Source organism: Streptomyces sp. NPDC057271 (assembly GCF_042668715.1).
Taxonomy (GTDB): Bacteria; Actinomycetota; Actinomycetes; order Streptomycetales; family Streptomycetaceae; genus Streptomyces.
In genome coordinates, this window is sequence record NZ_JBHUYJ010000014.1 from 74,336 (window position 1) to 92,364 (window position 18,029).

Consider the following 18,029-nt stretch of genomic DNA (forward strand, 5'->3'; position numbering starts at 1 on the left):
AGGAGCGTATCGGTGGGGTCGGACAGTGGCCGGGGCTTCGGGACAACCGGGGGAGCGCGGGACAGCGCGCAGCCGGTTCACCCGGTCCGGGCGGTCACACATCGCCGTACGCCTCGCCGCCCAGCTCCACGCGCGCGGTGCCGGCCGTGACATCGGCGAGCCAGGCCGTGAAGGCATCCACGTCGGCGTCCGGGAGTCCGATCTCGATGGCGACCGCCTCGCCGTAGCGCACGTGTCGCACGCTCCGGCCCGTCGCCCGCAGGTCGTTCTCCAGCCTGCCCGCGCGCTGGTGGTCGACGGTGACGGTGGCGAGGCGGAAGCGCTGCCGGGTGACGGTGCCGAGCGCGTCGAGGGCCTCGCCGACCACTCCGCCGTACGCCCGGATCAGACCTCCCGCGCCGAGCTTCACGCCGCCGTAGTAGCGGGTGACGACGGCGGCGACGTACCGCACCTCGCGCCGCATCAGCATCTGGAGCATGGGGACACCGGCCGTACCGCCGGGCTCGCCGTCGTCGCTCGCCTTCTGGACGGACGCGTCGGCTCCGACGACGTACGCGAAGCAGTTGTGCGTGGCCGTCGGGTGCTCCCTGCGGACGCGCGCGACGAAGTCCTGCGCCTCCTGCTCGGTGGCCACCGGTGCCAGCGCGCAGATGAAGCGCGAGCGGTTGATCTCGGTCTCGTGCACGCCCTCGCGGGCGAGCGTGCGGTACTGCTCCTGCATCCCGCCACCCTATGCGGCCGGGAACGCCGCGCCGTCCCCCGCCGAGCGCTCCTGGCGCTCCCGGCCGAGGTCCGCGAGCGGCAGGGCCCGCAGGGCCGGGGATCAGCCCGCGCCGAGTGTTACCGGAGTCACCCGGGCGGGAATCCCACGCGGTCGGTGCTCGTTCTGCGTGCGGGAGTGTACGCCGGCGAACCGGAGGCAGAACGTGCGCAGCGAGACAGAGACCATCCGCGACATCCTCACCGCCCGTGGCGACACCTGGGCGGTCGTGGGCCTGTCGTCGAACCGATCGCGCGCGGCCTACGGTGTCGCGGCGGTGCTCCAGCGCTACGGCAAGCGGATCGTGCCCGTGCACCCGAAGGCGGAGACGGTCCACGGCGAGCAGGGGTACGCCACCCTCGCCGACATCCCGTTCCCGGTCGACGTGGTCGACGTGTTCGTCAACAGCGAGCACGCGGGGCAGGTCGCCGACGAGGCGGTGGCCGTCGGCGCCAAGGCGGTGTGGTTCCAGCTGGGAGTGATCGACGAGGCGGCGTACGCGCGGACCCACGGGGCGGGGCTCGACATGGTCATGGACCGTTGCCCCGCCATCGAGATCCCGCTGCTCGACCCGCGGCCCGACCTCGGCTGAGCGCCGCTCAGCCGGCGCCGACGCCGAGAGCCTCCAGGACGACGGCGCCGGGCAGCTCGGCGAAGGCCTTGCCCGGCAGGATGAGCTTGCCGCGCCGCCGTCCGCTGCCGACGAGCACCCAATCAACATCCACGACGGTGGCGTCCACGAGGGGGGCCAGTCGGCGGGGAGGCCGACGACAAGTGGGGCGCTCCCCCGACGTGGACGTCTCAGCGTGCGGGCGGAATGGAGACGGCCATCGTCATCTCGGCCGTCTCCGTACCGTCGTTGCGGTAGGCGTGCGGCACGTTCGCCTCGAACACGGCGGAGGTGCCGGCCGGGATGCGGTGCTCCTCCCCCTCGACGACGAGGGTGAGTTCCCCCGCCGTGACGTGCAGCAGTTCGGTCGTGCCGTCGGGGTGCGGGTCGGAGGCGCTGCCGTCGCCCGGCATGAGCGTCCAGGACCAGAGTTCCAGCGGGCCTCGGGCCTCGGTGCCGACGAGGAGGGTCGTGTGGCTGCCGGTGGAGGTGGACCACATACGCACGGCCTGGCCGGGCGGGACGAGGCGGACGTGGGGGCCCTGCTCGTAGTCGAGGAGGGTGGTGATCGAGACGCCGAGCGCGTCCGCGAGCTTCACGGTGGTGCCGACGCTGGGGTTGGTCCGGGCCTGCTCGATCTGGATGATCATGCCGCGGCTGACGCCCGCCCGTGCGGCGAGCGCGTCCAGCGTGAAACCGCGCTCATTGCGCCACCGCTTCAGATTCCGCGCGAGCGACTGCGTGAGCTGATCGAGGTCCGACACATTCCGTCCAATATTTTGGATGACAGAGTTCAACAGACTGAACTACGGTGTGGTCCACCGCGGTGTACCCAGCTGTCCACCGCACTGTACTGCGAGACCGCCACCCTGCGAGGATCCATGACTGCGCTGTTCGCCCTGGCCACCGCCCTGCTCTGGGGCCTGGCCGACTTCGGCGGCGGGCTGCTGACCCGGCGCATGCCGGCGCTCACGGTGCTCGTGATCTCGCAGACGATCGCGGTCGTCGTCCTCGGGGCGATCGTGATCGCCACCGGGGCCTGGCGCGAGGTGAGTCCCGAACTCTGGTACGCCGTCGCTGCGGGACTCGTCGGCCCGGTCGCGATGCTCGCCTTCTACAAGGCCCTGGCGCTCGGACCGATGGGCGTCGTCTCCCCGCTCGGCTCGCTGGGGGTCGTCGTCCCGGTCTCGGTCGGCCTCCTCGTCGGCGACCGGCCGGGGCTCCTGCAGTTCGCCGGGATCGGTGTGGCCATCGTCGGCATCCTCCTCGCCGGCGGGCCCGAACTGCGCGGCGCGCCCGTGCAGCGCCAGGCGGTGCTCCTCACGCTGGTCGCGGCCTTCGGGTTCGGCTCGGTGATGGCCCTGATCGCGGAGGCGTCCTCGAGCCTGACCGGGCTGTTCCTCGCCCTGTTCGTCCAGCGGGTGGCCAACGTGGCGGTGGGCGGCGGTGCGCTGTACGTCTCCGTGAAGCGGGGCGGACGGGCGCTGCCCGAGGGCGGCGGCGGGATGAGCGTCGTGTGGGCGGCCCTCCCCGCACTCGCCTTCGTCGGCCTCGCGGACGTCGCCGCCAACGGTACGTACTCGATCGCGGCGCAGAACGGGCCGGTGACCGTCGCGGCGGTGCTGGCGAACCTCTACCCGGTCGTCACGGCGATGGCCGCCCGCGGGGTACTGAAGGAGAGGCTCCGCGCGGTCCAGGCGGCGGGCGCGGGCCTCGCCCTGGTCGGCACGGTACTGCTCGCGACGGGCTGACGGACGGGCCGGACCGACGGGGACAGCCTCCGCGGGACACTCTCCGCGGGGCGCCCTTCCGGCGCCCCGGTCGGCCTGCGCGACGGTCAGCCCTCCGCGAGGCCCCAGGTGGCGAGTGCCGCGAGCTGCTCGTGCGTCACCCCGTCCGGGACCGGCACCGGCGCCGGCGTCCGCAACGGCGGCTGCCAGCCCCGCTCCGGGTCCCAGCTGCGCACCACCTTCGCCGGGGCGCCGGCCACCACCGAGTGGTCCGGGACCTCTCCCCGTACGACCGCGCCCGCCGCGACCACCACGTTCCGGCCGAGCCTGGCGCCGGGCAGGATCACGGCGCCCGTGCCCAGCCAGCAGCCGGGGCCGATCTCGACCGGCTCGGAGCGCGGCCACTGCCTGCCGACGGGCTCGTCCGGATCGTCGTAGCTGTGGTTGGTCGAGGTGATGTAGACGTACGGCCCGCAGTACGTGTCCGAGCCGATCGTCACCCGGGCGTCGGCGATGACATGGCTGCCGCGCCCCAGGACGACGCCGTCGCCCAGGGTCAGGACCGTGTCGGGTCCGAGGTCGAGTCCGGGCAGCATGCCGGCGGTCAGCGTGACCTGCTCGGCGATGATGCAGCACTCGCCGATCTCGATCCACCGCTCACCGAAGACCGTCCCCTGCGGGAACGCCAGCCGGGTGCCCGCGCCGAGGCGCTTGAATCGCATCCGCCCGGGGCTCTCGGCGGTGACGGCACCGGCGTCCTGCACCCAGCGCCACCCGCCCTGCAGGGCGCGGGCGAGAACGCGGCGCCGCCAGGCGGTGAGAGAGGAGAACGTGTTTCTGTTCCTGGGCACCCGCACACGGTAGTCGGCCCCGTCGTGCCTGATCGGCGGGGTGCCCTGTGATGTCCGTCATGGGCCACGGCTAGGGTGCCGTGCAGGCGTGACGCAATCACGAGGGACCGGGAGCGAACCATGACAGAGGCGTTGATCAAGGGCGTGGGCGGCAAGGAGCCGCAGGTCGATCCGACGGCCTTCACCGCGCCGACCTCCGTCGTGCTCGGCGATGTCACGCTCGGCGCCCGCGCGAGCGTCTGGTACCACGCGGTGCTGCGGGCGGACTGCGGCCCCGTCGTCGTCGGCGAGGACTCCAACATCCAGGACAACTGCACCGTCCACGTCGACCCGGGCTTCCCGGTCACGATCGGCGACCGTGTGACGGTCGGCCACAACGCGACCGTTCACGGCTGCACCATCGAGGACGACGTCCTGGTCGGCATGGGGGCCACGGTCCTCAACGGGGCCCGTGTCGGCGCCGGGTCGCTGATCGCCGCGCAGGCGCTCGTCCCGCAGGGGATGGAGATCCCGCCGGGTTCGCTGGTGGCCGGTGTTCCGGCCAAGGTCCGGCGCCCTCTGACGGAGGAGGAGCAGGCGGGCATCCGCCTCAACGCGGAGATGTACCTGCACCTGGCCAAGGGCCACGCCGAGGCCTTCCAGGACTGAGGATCACGGAGAAGGGCGCGGCGGCCATGAGGCCACCGCGCCCTTGCGCGTACGTCCGCGCGGATCTCCCGGTCGGTTCAGTCCGCCACCGTCACCGGCACCGGCTCCACGGCCGGCTCGCTCTCCGTCTTCGTCGCCTGCTGCGTCCCGGTCTGGGCCGCGGCGTTCTTCGCGCGGTTCTTCAGGACGAGCATCGAGGTCACGCCGACCAGGACGGCGAGGACCAGACCCAGCCACGAGAAGCGCTTGAGCCACGCCTCGGCGACGATGCCCACCGAGTAGACGACGGCGGTCGTGCCGCCCGCCCAGAGGATGCCTCCGAAGACGTTGGCGATCAGGAACTTCCAGTACGGCATCTTCAGGACGCCCGCGAGCGGTCCGGCGAAGATCCGCAGCAGGGCGACGAAACGGCCGAAGAAGACCGCCCACATGCCCCACTTCTCGAAGGACCGCTCAGCGAGCGCGATATTGGCCTCGCTGAAGTGCTTGGGGAACTTCTTGCCCAGCCAGGCCAGCAGCGGACGACCGCCCCTGCGGCCGATCGCGTACCCGATCGAGTCGCCGATGATGGCGCCGGCGACGGCGCAGGCGCCGAGGACGTACGGGTTGATGTCGCCATGCTGGGAGGCGAGCAGGGCCGAGCTGACGAGGACGATCTCGCCGGGCAACGGGATCCCCAGGCTCTCGAGCCCGATCACCACACCCACCAGCGCGTAGATCGCGCCCGCGGGGATCGTCTCCAGCCACTCCTGGACGTGCAACGCGGATTCCTCCCGTGTCGAAGGCGCGCGCCGCGTCGCGCACGCCGGGGCAGCCTACCTGGTCGCGCGACGACACCCGGCCGCCTGTCGCGGAGGTAAACCACTGGTCGACGGGTGCCGGGGGCGATACGCTCCGCGGCGATGACGACTCACTCCGTACAGAGTTGGGGGGTTCCGTCCGCGCAAGGTGAGTGCTGATGTCCACTCGCACCGCGTACGGGGATTCCACCCCTTCCTACCTTTCCTTCTGGCCGCGCGTGCGCGAGTTCGCCGTGCCGCCCTCCATGATCGAGACCGCGACAGCCCGCCGCGAGGCCGGGGACTGGGCCGGGGCGTGCGCCGCCGCACGCGTCGACGTCGATCTCGACCTGCGGTCCGTGGCGCGGATCCATGGCCGGGACCTCGCTGCCCGGATCCGGGACGATCTCCGCCACCTGGCCCCCGACCTGCTGCGCTGGCACATGCCGAGGATCGCTCCGCACGGTCTGCTGCGCCCGGGACTGACGATCCCGCTGGCGCGGTACGACGCGGACGAGCCCGGTCGCGCGGGCCCGGTCCATCTCGTGGCCCGGACCCCGCCGGCGCGGGCGGACGGAGGTCAGCGGATCGCCCTCGCCCTGTGGGACGGGTTCTCGCAGACCGCCGCCCGCGGCCATCCGCACCCGCATCCCAGCCGGAGGTTCCGCCTCGACCTGCACCGCCACCTGTGGGACGCGCGCAGGGCCGGCGAGCTGCGGATCCGCTCGGGTGCCGACCGCTCTCCGCCACCGGCCCCGAACGCGCCGGCGTCGGACGTGCCGGTCCCGGTTCCGTCTCTGGTGCCGGAGGGCTGTCGCTGCGCCGTCGACCGGTGGGCGGCCGAGGCCGGACATCTGCTGCGGGCGGAGCGCAGGTCCGACGGGCCTGTCGCCGTACGCGTCGGGCCCCGGCGCCGACTGCTCCTGGACGTGACCGGGGGCGGCGCCACAGCGTCCGCGTGGCGGATCGCCTCGGTCTCCCCCGACGGCGGCGGCTCCTGCGTGCCCGTGCTGCCGGACGCGGCGACCTGGGTACTGCCCGATCTGGACCTCCTGCGCGCCGGTGCCATCGAGGCCGACCGGCTCCACCCGCTGGTCGCCTCGGCACTCGTACCGGACCACGTGCCGTCCGGTACGTCGTCCCCGCGAGAGGACCCGGTGGCGCGTGAGCGCTTCGTGGAGTGCCGGGGCGCCCGGCACCGGATCGGCCTGGTCGACGGCGTACTGGCCGCCCTGGACCACGACGCGGACGAGGTCCGCCGGGAAGGAACTGCTCATGGCACTGAGCGGCACCCCGCTGCCCTGTCTTCGGGCGATCGACGAGGCGCACCGCCGCCCGGAGTGCCTCGTCGGTGTCCGGGAGCGGCTGCACCACGGTGACATCGCCGGTGCGCTGGTCGTGGTCGAGGGTCTGCTCGGCCCCGGCGCCGTGCTTCGCGGCGGCGCGCTGCGCGATGCGCTGGAGGCGGCGGCCGAACGGCGGATCGCCTACGGACTGTTCAGGGCCGGCATGGCCGTACCCGCGCCGCACCGGGCCTGTCCGGCACCTTCCCGACCGCGCGGCTACCGCCCGCACCCCCGCCACGCGCGCTGACTCCGCGCCCGGGGCTCCGTCTTTCGTACCCGCTTCTCTTCTCTCCCACGAACCCCGAGGTGATCACCCATGACCACGATGTCCCGGTACGCCCCTGCCCCCGATTCCCCGCTCGATGTCGCCGGCTCGTTGCTGGCCCTGCTGAACCACACCACCACCGAACCGCGACCCGACCCCCAGCTGGAGGCTCTGACGCTGGCCGTGGCCGCCGACCTGCCGGTGCTCCTGTGGGGCGAGCCGGGGATCGGCAAGACGGCGGCCCTGACGCGCCTGGCCGAGGAGCTGGACCTTCCGCTGACGACGGTCATCGCCAGCGTGCACGAGCCGTCCGACTTCGCGGGGCTGCCGGTCGTCGGCGACGACCCCGCCGAGCAGGGTGTTCCGATGGCCCCGCCGGACTGGGCCGTGCGTCTGGTCCGGGCCGGGCGGGGGCTGCTGTTCCTGGACGAGCTGTCCACGGCGCCGCCGTCCGTCCAGGCCGCGCTCCTGAGGCTGGTCCTGGAGCGGCGGATCGGCTCCCTCCGGCTGCCTCCCGGTGTACGGATCGTGGCCGCCGCCAATCCGCGGTCGTCGGCCGCCGACGGCTGGGAACTGAGCCCTCCCCTGGCCAACCGGTTCGTCCATCTCCAGTGGGCGCACGACCAGGAGGTCGTCGTCCGCGGTCTCGGCGGGACGTGGCCCCGGGCGACCCTGCCCCGGCTCGATCCGGAGAAGCTGCCGGATGCCGTGGAGTTCGCCCGGCGAGCGGTGTGCGGGCTCCTGACGGCGCGGCCCGCGCTCGTGCACCGGCTGCCCGGCAGCGAGACCCGGCGGGGCGGTCCGTGGCCGTCGCCCCGGAGCTGGGAGATGACCGTCCGTCTGATCGCCTTCGCGGAGGCGGCCGGCTCGTCCCGCGACGTACTGGCCCAGCTCGTCCGGGGCGCGGTGGGCGACGGCCCGGGCCTCGAACTGCTGGCGAGCCTGGACCGTCTGGACCTCCCGGACCCCGAGGTGCTGCTCGCCGACCCGTCGGCGGCCGAGCTCCCCGAACGGGGGGATCTGCGTCAGGCCGTACTGGACGGGGTGGTGGCGGCGGTCCGGGGGCGTCCGGACAGGGCCCGGTGGGACGCGGCCTGGCGGGTTCTGGTGCGGGCTCTGGAGACCGGTGCGCCGGACCTGGTGGTGGTCCCCGCCACGACGCTCGCCTCGCTGCGCCAGGGGGACTGGGACGTTCCGGCGGCTATCGAGAATTTGGCGGGGGTGGTCTCCGTGTCACGGCGTGCGGACGACGCGGCGGCCCGCGCCGCTCGGGCGGCCCTGTCCACGAAGGGCGGCGGCCGATGACGCGCGAGCCGGTGAGGGCGCCCGATGCGGTGGCGCGGGATGTGGGGAGCCTGGATCGGGACAAGTTGTACGCGGCCCGGCTGCACGCCGCCCGGGTCCGGCCCTTCCTGGCGACGGCCCTGTTCGCCCTGCACACGGTCGAGTCGCGGCAGGTGCCGACGATGGCGGTGGACCGGCACTGGCGGTGCTACGTCTCACCCGGATTCGTGGACCGGACCCCGGTGGAGCAGCTGGCGGGGGTGTGGGTGCACGAGGTCTCCCATCTGCTGCGCGACCACCACGCGCGCGGCGACCGGGTGGCGCGCGAGCGCGGTCTGACCGGCCCCGGGGAGCGGCTGCGGATGAACATCGCCGCGGACCTGGAGATCAACGACGACGTGTTCGGCGACGGTCTCGTCCTTCCCGAGGGCGCTGTCGTGCCCGCGTCCCTGGACCTGCCGGAGGGCGAGCTGATGGAGGACTACCTGCGGCAGTTCCGGCTCGGGCCGTGGACGCAGGGGCTCGCCTGGCTGGACTGCGGCAGTGGTGCGGACGGACGCCCGAGGGAGTGGGACCTGGGGCCGGAGGGCGCGCACGGTCTCAGCGCGCAGGAGCGGGACGCGGTGCGGTTCCGGGTGGCGCAGGGCATCTCCGGCCGACCGGGGGACGCCCCGAAGGGGTGGCGGCGGTGGGCGGAGGAGGCGTTCCATCCGCCGCAGCCGTGGCGGGAGTTGCTGGGGGCGGCGCTCCGCTCGGCGGCCTCGGGGCCGGGCGCGGGCGACGACTACACGTACGGCCGTCCCTCCCGGCGCTCGACCTCCCTGCCCGGCATCGTGCTCCCGAGTCTGCGGCGGAATCCACCACGGGTCTCCGTGGTCATCGACACCTCGGGCTCGGTCAGCGACGCCGAACTGGGCAGCGCGCTCCTGGAGGTCACCGCGATCGCCCGGGCGGTGGGCGGCCGCCGCGACCTGGTCACCGTGGTGTCGTGCGACGCGGCGGCCCGGGTCGCCCACCCGCTGTGCCGTGCGGAGGGCATTCCGCTCGTGGGCGGCGGCGGTACGGATCTGCGCGAGGGGTTCGCCAGGGCCCTGCGCTCGCATCCCCGCCCGGACGTGATCGTCGCCCTGACGGACGGCCAGACCCCGTGGCCCAGCGCCTCGCCTCCGTGTCGGACGGTGGTGGGCCTCTTCCCGCGCACGAGGCGTGCCCGTTCGTACGACGAGCGGGACCCCGACCACACCCGGAACGGCCCACCGCCCTGGGCCCGTGTCGTCACCATCGGCTAGTCGGGGTCCGTGGCGGGGCCTGCGGCCCGGGGCGCGCCTCGTCGTGCGTTACTTCCCCTGGCCGTTCGGGCGCAGGGTCCAGACGACCGTCATCTCGCCCGTCACGGCGCCGTCCTCGCGGGTGATCGCGATGTGGACCGGGAACTCCGGGCGTTCGCCCGCGTCGAGTTCGGCGACGACCTCCCCGGCCGGACGGCCGAGGGTGGCGGTGGCGGTGACGACGCCCATGGCCAGCTTCCGGTAGCCGATCTCGGCGGTGACCGCGAGCGGCACCGCGCGGTTCAGCTGGTCGCCGAAGGCGGCCAGGACGATCGCGCCACTGGCCGACTCCGCCAGGGTGAACATGGCTCCGGCGTGCGGGCCGCCGACGTGGTTGTGGTAGTCGGCCTGGTCCGGCAGGCGGACGACGGCACGCTCGGAAGTGGTCTCAAGGAACTCGAGGTTCAGGGTCCTGGCCATGGGAACGGTCGCGGCGAGCATCTCGCCGACGGACATCTGGTCTGCGCTCATGGCGGCGATGCTACCCACGGGTAGCAGAGAAGGCCATCCCCGCCTGCACCACACCCTCACGGGGCGGACGTAGCAGGGTTCCGGCCGCACCTCTATGGTTACTGGCCATGTGGCCAGGACAGCAGCCGCCCGGGGGCGAGCAGAACCCGCAGGACCAGAGTCAGAACCCCTACCAGCAGTCGGGGTACCAGCAGCCCAACCCGTACCAACAGCCCGGCTACCAGCAGCAGCCCGGGTATCCGCAGCAGCCGCCGGCCCAGCCGCCCACGCAGCCGGGTTACCCCCAGCAGCCCGCGCAGCCCGGATATCAGCAGCCCAACCCGTACCAGCAGCCGACCGTGCCGCAGTACGCGGTCCCGGGCGCGCCCCAGGGCGGGTCCGGCGACGGCAAGAAGAAGCAGACGACTCTGATCGCCATCGTCGCCGCGACCGCCGTGGTCGTCGCCGCCGGTGTCACCGGGTTCCTGGTCCTCGGCGGCGACGACGACAAGAAGACGCAGGCGGGCGACGACCCGAAGGCCACGGCCTCGGCCACCCCCTCCGGCGACCCCTCCGCCTCCCCCTCGCTCGACAACCCGCGCGACGACGCCGCGCTGCAGCCGACGATTCCGGGCTGGAAGGTCGTCCACAACCCGAAGTACGGCACGCTCTTCGACGTACCTCCGGAGTGGGAGCTCCTGAAGCCCGGCTCCGTCACGTTCTTCGAGGACGAGAAGAAGGGCGACGGCTCTCCGGTCGTCACCATGTCCGCGCCCGTGCGGTACAAGAGCAAGTGGTGCACGTTCGACACGAACAAGGACGGCTCCGAGGAGAGCTGGGGTCTGAGCAGCGCCGGCACCAAGGGCGGCCAGGGGGCCAAGGACACCGCCGAGGCGTCGTTCAACGAGGCCGGCCACTGGGTGTGGGCGGGGTACGCCCAGCACATGCCCAAGGGCACCATCAAGATCACCAAGGCGGTGCCGTACACCACCAAGTCCGGACTCGCCGGCCACGTCGCCACGGCGACCGCCCCGGGGATCAAGAAGCGGAACAGGTGCGAGTCTGACGGCAAGTCCCTCGCGTTCTCCTTCAAGAACGCCAAGGGCGACTTCTCGTCCTTCGTGCTCTACGGGGCCGACGGCGTCAAGGACGAGCTGGCGGACGCCACGATCCAGAAGATCCTCTCGACGGTGCGGCTGGCCCCGGACGGAGCCTGACGGGCACGTACGGACGGCGTCCGGGCGGCGTATGGGCGGCGTCCGGGCGGCGTATGGACGGCGTCCGGGCGGCGTATGGGCGGAGGCGGCTGGAGAACGAGCGGCCGGCCGGCGAGCTGACGGGCAATTCGTTTGGCAGGAGGCGGCGGCGCCGGGGATAGTCCCGGAGTGAGTACCGTCGCCGCCTCCCCCCACACCCCGCGCTCCCGCCGCCCCGAATGGGCCGGCCGCAACTACATCCTGCTGACCGCCGCCGCGATCGTCACCAACCTGGGCACCCACGGCGCCCTGATCGCGGCGGCGTTCGCGGTGATCCAGACCGGCGGCGACGGTGGCGACGTGGGTCTCGTCGCGGCGGCCCGGACACTGCCGCTCGTTCTCTTCCTCCTCATCGGCGGCGCCGTCGCCGACCGGATACCCAGGCACCGCGTGATGGTGGCCGCCAACGCACTGAACTGCCTATCGCAGGGTGTCTTCGCGGTTCTCGTCCTCGCCGGCGACCCGCAGCTGTGGCAGATGATGCTGCTGACCGCGCTGTGCGGAACGGGTCAGGCCTTCTTCAGTCCGGCGGCCGAGGGCATGCTGATGTCCAGCGTCAGCGGCGAGCAGGCCAGCCGCGCCTTCGCGCTCTTCCGCATGGCGATGCACGGCGCGGGCATCGGCGGGGCCGCGCTCGGCGGCGCGATGATCGCCGCCGTGGGCCCCGGCTGGGTCCTCGCCGTCGACGCGGCCGCGTTCGCCGTCGCCGGGGCGCTGCGCGCCTTCCTCGACGTCAGTCACATTCGCGAACGCGAGGCGGGCGGCGGACTGCTCGCCGATCTGCGCGAGGGCTGGCAGGAGTTCATCGGGCGGCCCTGGCTGTGGTCGATCGTGGCCCAGTTCTCGATCGTCGTGGCCCTGGTCGGCGCGGCCGAGTCGGTGTACGGACCGCTGGTCGCACGGGACGAACTGGGCGGAGCCAGGCCTTGGGGGCTCGCGCTCGCCGCGTTCGGCGTCGGCACGCTCGGCGGCGCGCTGCTGATGATGCGCTGGAAGCCGCGCCGGATGCTGCTCGTCGGCACCCTGGGCGTCTTCCCGATCGCCCTGCCCTCGGCAGCGCTGGCGGTGCCGCTCGACGTCGTCGGACTCTCGGCGGCCATGTTCGTCAGCGGGGTCGCCATCGAGGTGTTCGGCGTGGCGTGGATGACGACGCTGCACCAGGAGATCCCGGAGGAGAAGCTGTCCCGGGTCGCCGCGTACGACTGGTTCGGATCGACGGCCATCCTCCCGCTGTCCACGGCGCTCGCGGGCCCGGCGGAGAGTGTCTTCGGCAGGAGTCAGGCGCTGTGGGGTTCGGCGGTGCTGATCGTGGTCGTGACGGCGCTGGTGCTGTTCGTCCCGGACGTCCGGAACCTGACGCGCCGCCCGAAGCAGATCGCCTCCGGCCCCACCACTCCCCTGCCGGAGCCCGGCTCCGTGGCGCTGCCCGGACCCGCGCCCGTCTCCGTGCCCACGGGGAAGGACGCGGGCACGGTCCGCTGACCGTCACCCCACGCTGAACGCCCCCTCCGGCGGTACGGGAGACGGCACGGCGTCCGGGTCGCTCACCGGTCGGGCGTCGCCGGTGAAACGCGTCAGGGTGTCGCCGTACTCCACCCGCGCGGGGAACGCGTCCGCTGCCGCACGCCGGGCCAGGCGGGCCGTGTCGATCTCCCGGTCGGAGGCGACGAGGACGGCGTTGCCGAAGCGGCGGCCGCGCAGCACCGCGGGCTCGGCGATCAGGGCCAGCTCCGGGAAGACGGCCGCGAAGGTGGCCAGTTGGGAGCGGAGGAAGGCGAACGGAGCCCCGTCGGCCAGATTGGCCGCGTAGATCCCGCCCGGCCGCAGCACCCTCCGGGCCTCGCGGGCGTACTCCACGGAGGTCAGATGCGCGGGGACGCGCGAACCCCCGAACACGTCGGCGATGAGCACGTCCACCGACGCGGCGGGCGCGCTCTCCAGCCAGGCCCGGGCGTCGTCGCCGTGCACGGCGACACCGGAGCCGTCCGGCAGCGGCAGATGCTCGGTGACCAGGTCGAGCAGGCCCCGGTCTGCCTCGACCACGTCCTGGCGGGAGCCGGGGCGGGTGGTCGCGACGTACCGGGGCAGGGTGAGCGCCCCGCCGCCGAGGTGCAGGACGGCGAGCGGTTCGCCCTCGTCGGTGGCGCTGTCGAGGACGTGGGCCAGCCGGCGCGCGTACTCGAACTCCAGGTACGCCGGATCGTCCAGGTCGACGTACGACTGCGGTGCGCCGTCGACCGTGAGCAGCCAGGCCCGCTCCCGGTCGACATCGGGCATGAGCCGGGCGGTGCCGCCGTCGACGTCCCGGATGACGGGTATCTGCTCGTTCACGCTCTCATTGTGCCCACAGACCACGGACCGCCTCGGCGCGGGCAGCGGCCCGGGCCCGTCCGGCGCGGCGGGGGTGGGTCCCGTCCGGCCCGGCGAGGGTGGGTCCCGTCCGACGGAGGCAGCGGCCGTGGCCCCGTCCGGCGCGGGCGACGGTGGGTCCGTCCGACGGAGGCAGCGGCCCGGCCCCGTCCGGCCCGGGCAGCCGTGGGCCCGCCCGGCCCGGGCGAAGGTAGGCCCCGTCCGGCCCGGGCGGCCGTGGGCCCGTCCAGCGTGTGGGGCCGCACTCCGTGGGTGCGGAGTGCGGGCCCCGTCCGTACGCGTGCCGTCAGTCCACCGTCGTGACCGTGCCCGCGCCGACCGTGCGGCCGCCCTCGCGGATCGCGAAGCCGAGGCCGGGCTCCAGCGGTACGTCACGTCCGAGCTCGACGGTCATGGTGACCGTGTCCCCCGGGCGCGCGACAGCCCGCTCGCCCAGGTCGACGTCGCCGACGACGTCCGCCGTCCGGATGTAGAACTGCGGCCGGTAGCCGGTCGAGACGGGGGTGGTACGACCACCCTCCCTCGCCGACAGGACGTAGACCTGCGCGGTGAACCGCCGGCGCGGAACCACGCTGCCGGGTGCCGCGACGACGTGCCCGCGGCGGACCGTGTCGCGCGCGACACCGCGCAGCAGCAGGGCCACGTTGTCACCGGCCTCGGCGGACTCCATGGGCTTGCCGAAGGTCTCCACGCCGGTGACGACTGTCTCCGTCTCCGCGCCGAGCACCTCCACACGGTCGCCGACCCGCACCGTCCCGCGCTCGACCGCGCCCGTGACGACGGTGCCGCGGCCCGTGATGGTGAGCACGTTCTCGACGGACAACAGGAACGGGGCGTCCACATAGCGCACCGGCATCGGCACGTACGTGTCCACCGCGTCGAGGAGCGCCTCGATCGAGGCGGTCCACCGCGGGTCCCCGTCCAGGGCCCTGAGCCCGGAGACCCGGACGACGGGGACGGAGTCGCCGCCGTAGCCGTGCGCGGACAGCAGCTCGCGCACCTCCAGCTCGACCAGGTCGGTCAGCTCGTCGTCCCCGGCGTCGGCCTTGTTGAGCGCCACGACGATGTGGTCGACGCCGACCTGACGGGCGAGGAGGACGTGCTCGGCCGTCTGCGGCATGATCCCGTCGAGCGCGGAGACGACGAGGATCGCCCCGTCGAGCTGAGCGGCGCCCGTGACCATGTTCTTGATGTAGTCGGCGTGACCTGGCATGTCGACATGGGCGTAGTGGCGGGTGTCGGTCTCGTACTCGACGTGCGCGATGTTGATGGTGATGCCGCGCTGGGCCTCCTCGGGCGCGCGGTCGATCCGGTCGAAGGGCACGAACGTGCCGGTCCCGCGCTCGCTGAGGACCTTGGTGATGGCGGCGGTGAGGGTGGTCTTGCCGTGGTCGACGTGGCCCATGGTGCCGATGTTCAGGTGCGGCTTGGTGCGCACGTACGCCGTCTTGGACATGGTTCGCTCGTTCCTTGAGCTCGAAGCGTCTGAGGGGACCCCGGGGCCGGACCGACCCTCCCCCTGGGGGGTCCGCCGGACGATCCGGGGAGCGTCAGCTTCGGGCGCCGTCGAATGCGGCTGCCGTGCCGGAAGCGAGGAGACCGGCAGCCTTCGGCGCGGCCGCGACTGCGGTCCGTGCTGCGAGGAAGGCGTACCGGAACATGCCCACGATCATCCCGGGGCGCGGGCCCGCCGTCGAACGAATTTCTACCGAGGGGGAGTTCAGAGGTGCCTGAGCGCCTCGCGCACGGAGAGCGGGGCGAGCCTCTCCCCGTTCCGGTCGACGAACGCGCGCACCTCGTCGGGGCCGGTCTTGGCGTACTCGCGCAGGGCCCAGCCGATCGCCTTGCGGAGGAAGAAGTCCGTGTCCCCGGCCCGGCGCAGGCAGTAGGCGAACAGCCGCTCGGTGTCGGTGGCGCCCTTGAAGCGGAGTTGGTGGAGCAGCGCGGTGCGCGCGATCCAGAGGTCGTCGTCCTCGATCCACTCGTCCATCCGCTCGGCGAGCCCCGGGTCGGCGGCGACGAGGCCGCCGACGACGTGAGCGGCGAGGTGGTCGACGGTGTCCCACCAGGACTCGGTGGTGACGAGATGCCGGGCGACGGGCAGGAAGCCGGAGGAGCAGCGCCTGACGTGGCGGCGCAGATAGTCGACGGCGAAGTAGTGGTACTCGCGCTCCGGGAGGGCGAAGCAGCGCAGCGCGACGGCCGCGCAGTCCGCCTCGTCGGGGCGCGGGGTGCCCTCCAGGACGGTACGGGACAGGGCGCGCCGCTCGGGGCTGCGGATGCCGAGGAAAGGGGCGACGCCCTTCATGTACGCCACCATCTCCTGGGCCCGGAAGGGGTCACCGGCGGTGGGGTAGACCTCGGTGAGGCGCCCGAGCACGGTGTCGGCGAGGGCGCTGGCGGGGACGGCTGGCGGCGCGGACGTCATACGGCTCACAGTACGGCGGAGGGTGGACCTCACGGCGATCACATCGGTGGTTCGGTTACTCTCCCCGGATGCTCGACCCCGTCACCCGGCCGCCGGGCTCCCTCGCTCTGCGCTGCTCCCGGGCTCTGCTCTCGCCCTGGTCGCGGCTGTCCGTGCTCGCGGCGCTGCTCCTCACCGCGGCGACCACCGTGGTCCTGTACGAGCCACAGCGGCTGCTCGCGGCCGGCTGGCCGCCGCAGGTGAGCGGCGCGGGCGCGGTGGTGCTGTTCGGCCTGGCGTACGGCGTGTGCACCGCCGCCTTCGTACCGCGACCGATCCTGAACCTGGCGGCGGGCGCGCTGTTCGGTACGCAGGCGGGTCTGGCGGCCGCGCTGGCCGGGACGGTCCTCGGGGCGGGCATCTCGTTCACGCTCGGGCGGCTGTTGGGGCAGGACGCGCTGCGACCGTTGCTGCGGGGCCGCTGGCTGACCGCCGCGGACGGGCAGTTGAGCCGGCACGGGTTCCGCTCGATGCTGGCGATCCGGCTCTTCCCCGGGGTGCCGTTCGCGGCGGCCAACTACTGCGCGGCGGTCTCCCGCATGGGGTACGCGCCGTTCCTACTGGCCACCGGGCTCGGATCGATCCCGAACACGGCGGCGTACGTGATGGCGGGCAGCCAGGCCGGTTCGCCGACGTCGCCCGCGTTCCTCGTCCCGATGGGCTTCATCGTCGTGTCCGGCCTGGTCGCCGGGGTCGTGGCCTGGCGCAAGCGCCACGGTCTGCGGGCCCGGGGGGCGGCGGGAGCCGCGCCGTCGCCCGCCGTGCCCGCACGGGAGCGACCCCTGGAGCCGGCAGGAGCCCGGAAGCCGGGCTGACGCCGGGAGCCGCGGCCTGGCCGCCGGCCGCGCCGCGCACACCCGCCGCCGGACGACACCCGGCCCGGCCCACCTGACCGGCACCCGGGCACGGACCAGACGCTCCACCCCTGACCCGGACCCCCGGGCACGGACCAGACCCTCCGCCCCTGCCCCGGACCCCCGGGCACGGACCAGACGCTCCACCCCTGACCCGGACCCCCGGGCACGGACCAGACCCTCCGCCCCTGACCGAAATCCCCCGGCACCGGCCAGACCCTCCACGCCCGACCAGGCCCACCGGGCACGGACCCGACCCGTCACCCCCGACCAGGCCCCCCGGGCGCAGGCGTGCCGGGATCGGCGACCCGACCCTTCCCTCCCTGGCCAGGCCCCCCGGGCGCGGACGTGCCGGGATCGGGGGCCCGGCGCCGACTCCCCGCGCCTCCACGCCTCGGTCGGCCCCCGTGCCTGCCATCGGCCCACGTCTCCGCCCTCAGAGCGCCTCGGCGATCATCGCGTTCGTCCGGCCGCCCGCCTCGCACATCGTCTGGAGGCCGTACCGCGTGCCCCTCGCGCGCTGGGCGTGGACCAGGGTGGCCGTCAGGCGGGCGCCGCTCGCGCCGAGCGGGTGACCGAGCGCGATGGTGCCGCCGTGGACGTCGCCCCGGCCGGGTCCGCACCGATCTCGTGCTGCCAGGCGAGCACGACGCAGGCGAACGCCTCGTTGATCTCGAAGAGATCGATCTCGTCCAGGCCGAGCCCGGCCCGGCGCAGCGCCTTCTCCGCGGCGGGGATGACGCCGGTGAGCATGAGCAGCGGATCGGAACCGGCCACGGCGAAGCTGGGGAGCCGGGCGAGCGGCCGCGGGCCGAGGCGCGCGGCGGTCCCGGCGGCGATCGCCACCTGAACGGCGAGGACCGCCCGGTGCTCCTGGAGCACAGTTGAGGCGAGGCGCTCAGAGCGCGCGTCGTCTGCGCCCGATGCGGCGACGAGGCCGACTCCGCCGGCCTGACCCCCCATGCGCGGTCACCCGGCCGGACGACGAAGGGCCTTGTGGAGACCTGAGATCAAGGGCTTCACCCAGGGAC

Annotated in this window: 17 protein-coding genes and 2 pseudogenes; 9 read left to right on the forward strand and 10 right to left on the reverse strand. The window is 73.6% G+C overall.

Annotated features, from left to right (window positions below):
* Positions 1-94: 94 nt before the first annotated feature.
* Positions 95-721, reverse strand: a complete 627-nt coding sequence (locus ACFUJR_RS09990) for a YigZ family protein (protein ID WP_383165354.1) — start codon at positions 719-721, stop codon at positions 95-97.
* A 205-nt stretch (positions 722-926) separates the two neighbouring features.
* Between ACFUJR_RS09990 and ACFUJR_RS09995 the strand changes: the two genes are divergently transcribed.
* Positions 927-1,352, forward strand: a complete 426-nt coding sequence (locus tag ACFUJR_RS09995) for a CoA-binding protein (RefSeq protein WP_383165357.1) — start codon at positions 927-929, stop codon at positions 1,350-1,352.
* Positions 1,353-1,359: 7 nt separating this feature from the next.
* On the opposite strand, the gene ACFUJR_RS10000 is transcribed toward ACFUJR_RS09995, so the two are convergent.
* Positions 1,360-1,485 (reverse strand): hypothetical protein, encoded by a 126-nt coding sequence (locus tag ACFUJR_RS10000; protein WP_383165452.1) that lies wholly within the window; start codon positions 1,483-1,485, stop codon positions 1,360-1,362.
* Positions 1,486-1,561: 76 nt separating this feature from the next.
* A complete protein-coding gene (locus tag ACFUJR_RS10005; protein ID WP_361597495.1) occupies positions 1,562-2,134 on the reverse strand; it encodes an XRE family transcriptional regulator in 573 nt (190 codons plus the stop codon).
* A gap of 117 nt (positions 2,135-2,251) precedes the next feature.
* On the opposite strand from ACFUJR_RS10005, the gene ACFUJR_RS10010 reads away from it, so the two are divergent.
* Positions 2,252-3,121 carry an EamA family transporter gene (locus ACFUJR_RS10010; RefSeq protein WP_383165360.1) on the forward strand — a complete coding sequence of 290 codons (870 nt, stop codon included), beginning with the start codon at positions 2,252-2,254 and terminating at the stop codon, positions 3,119-3,121.
* Positions 3,122-3,207: 86 nt separating this feature from the next.
* Here ACFUJR_RS10010 and ACFUJR_RS10015 read toward each other — a convergent pair whose 3' ends face one another.
* Complete coding sequence (locus ACFUJR_RS10015; RefSeq protein WP_383165362.1) at positions 3,208-3,951, reverse strand: acyltransferase; 744 nt, start codon at positions 3,949-3,951, stop codon at positions 3,208-3,210.
* A 120-nt stretch (positions 3,952-4,071) separates the two neighbouring features.
* Here ACFUJR_RS10015 and ACFUJR_RS10020 point away from each other — a divergent pair, with 120 nt between their 5' ends.
* Positions 4,072-4,599, forward strand: a complete 528-nt coding sequence (locus ACFUJR_RS10020) for a gamma carbonic anhydrase family protein (protein WP_352189481.1) — start codon at positions 4,072-4,074, stop codon at positions 4,597-4,599.
* A 77-nt stretch (positions 4,600-4,676) separates the two neighbouring features.
* Here ACFUJR_RS10020 and ACFUJR_RS10025 read toward each other — a convergent pair whose 3' ends face one another.
* Entirely contained in the window at positions 4,677-5,360 is a 684-nt protein-coding gene (locus ACFUJR_RS10025; RefSeq protein ID WP_383165366.1) for a DedA family protein, read from the reverse strand.
* A 197-nt stretch (positions 5,361-5,557) separates the two neighbouring features.
* Here ACFUJR_RS10025 and ACFUJR_RS10030 point away from each other — a divergent pair.
* The 3 genes and pseudogenes from ACFUJR_RS10030 (at position 5,558) to ACFUJR_RS10040 (ending at position 9,562) form a co-directional block, all read left to right on the forward strand.
* Positions 5,558-6,971: pseudogene (locus ACFUJR_RS10030) on the forward strand (hypothetical protein).
* A 78-nt stretch (positions 6,972-7,049) separates the two neighbouring features.
* Positions 7,050-8,294: an AAA family ATPase gene (locus ACFUJR_RS10035; protein ID WP_383165444.1), complete on the forward strand. Its 1,245-nt coding sequence runs from the start codon at positions 7,050-7,052 to the stop codon at positions 8,292-8,294.
* Entirely contained in the window at positions 8,291-9,562 is a 1,272-nt protein-coding gene (locus ACFUJR_RS10040; RefSeq protein WP_383165369.1) for a VWA-like domain-containing protein, read from the forward strand. Before ACFUJR_RS10035 ends, ACFUJR_RS10040 begins: the two co-directional genes overlap by 4 nt.
* Before the next feature lie 48 nt (positions 9,563-9,610).
* Here ACFUJR_RS10040 and ACFUJR_RS10045 read toward each other — a convergent pair whose 3' ends face one another.
* Positions 9,611-10,072, reverse strand: coding sequence for a DUF4442 domain-containing protein (locus tag ACFUJR_RS10045; RefSeq protein WP_383165372.1), 462 nt, complete (start codon positions 10,070-10,072; stop codon positions 9,611-9,613).
* Positions 10,073-10,179: 107 nt separating this feature from the next.
* Between ACFUJR_RS10045 and ACFUJR_RS10050 the strand changes: the two genes are divergently transcribed.
* Together ACFUJR_RS10050 and ACFUJR_RS10055 are read left to right on the forward strand one after the other, a co-directional pair.
* The gene (locus ACFUJR_RS10050; protein ID WP_383165375.1) at positions 10,180-11,268 is read left to right on the forward strand and encodes a hypothetical protein; all 1,089 of its coding nucleotides are present in this window, start codon (positions 10,180-10,182) and stop codon (positions 11,266-11,268) included.
* Between the two features lie 168 nt (positions 11,269-11,436).
* Positions 11,437-12,789 (forward strand): MFS transporter, encoded by a 1,353-nt coding sequence (locus ACFUJR_RS10055; RefSeq protein WP_383165378.1) that lies wholly within the window; start codon positions 11,437-11,439, stop codon positions 12,787-12,789.
* Positions 12,790-12,792: 3 nt separating this feature from the next.
* Here ACFUJR_RS10055 and ACFUJR_RS10060 read toward each other — a convergent pair whose 3' ends face one another.
* From ACFUJR_RS10060 to ACFUJR_RS10070, 3 genes are all read right to left on the reverse strand, one after another.
* Complete coding sequence (locus ACFUJR_RS10060) at positions 12,793-13,638, reverse strand: spermidine synthase (protein WP_383165381.1); 846 nt, start codon at positions 13,636-13,638, stop codon at positions 12,793-12,795.
* A 325-nt stretch (positions 13,639-13,963) separates the two neighbouring features.
* On the reverse strand, positions 13,964-15,133 hold the full coding sequence (gene tuf, locus ACFUJR_RS10065; protein WP_383165384.1) for an elongation factor Tu: 1,170 nt from the start codon (positions 15,131-15,133) through the stop codon (positions 13,964-13,966).
* A 264-nt stretch (positions 15,134-15,397) separates the two neighbouring features.
* Positions 15,398-16,105, reverse strand: a complete 708-nt coding sequence (locus ACFUJR_RS10070; protein ID WP_383165387.1) for a DNA alkylation repair protein — start codon at positions 16,103-16,105, stop codon at positions 15,398-15,400.
* 68 nt (positions 16,106-16,173) lie between these two features.
* Here ACFUJR_RS10070 and ACFUJR_RS10075 point away from each other — a divergent pair, with 68 nt between their 5' ends.
* Positions 16,174-16,959 carry a TVP38/TMEM64 family protein gene (locus ACFUJR_RS10075; protein WP_383165389.1) on the forward strand — a complete coding sequence of 262 codons (786 nt, stop codon included), beginning with the start codon at positions 16,174-16,176 and terminating at the stop codon, positions 16,957-16,959.
* Positions 16,960-17,434: 475 nt separating this feature from the next.
* Here ACFUJR_RS10075 and ACFUJR_RS10080 read toward each other — a convergent pair.
* A pseudogene (locus ACFUJR_RS10080) lies at positions 17,435-17,829 on the reverse strand (steroid 3-ketoacyl-CoA thiolase); the annotation flags it as partial.
* Positions 17,830-18,029 lie beyond the last annotated feature (200 nt).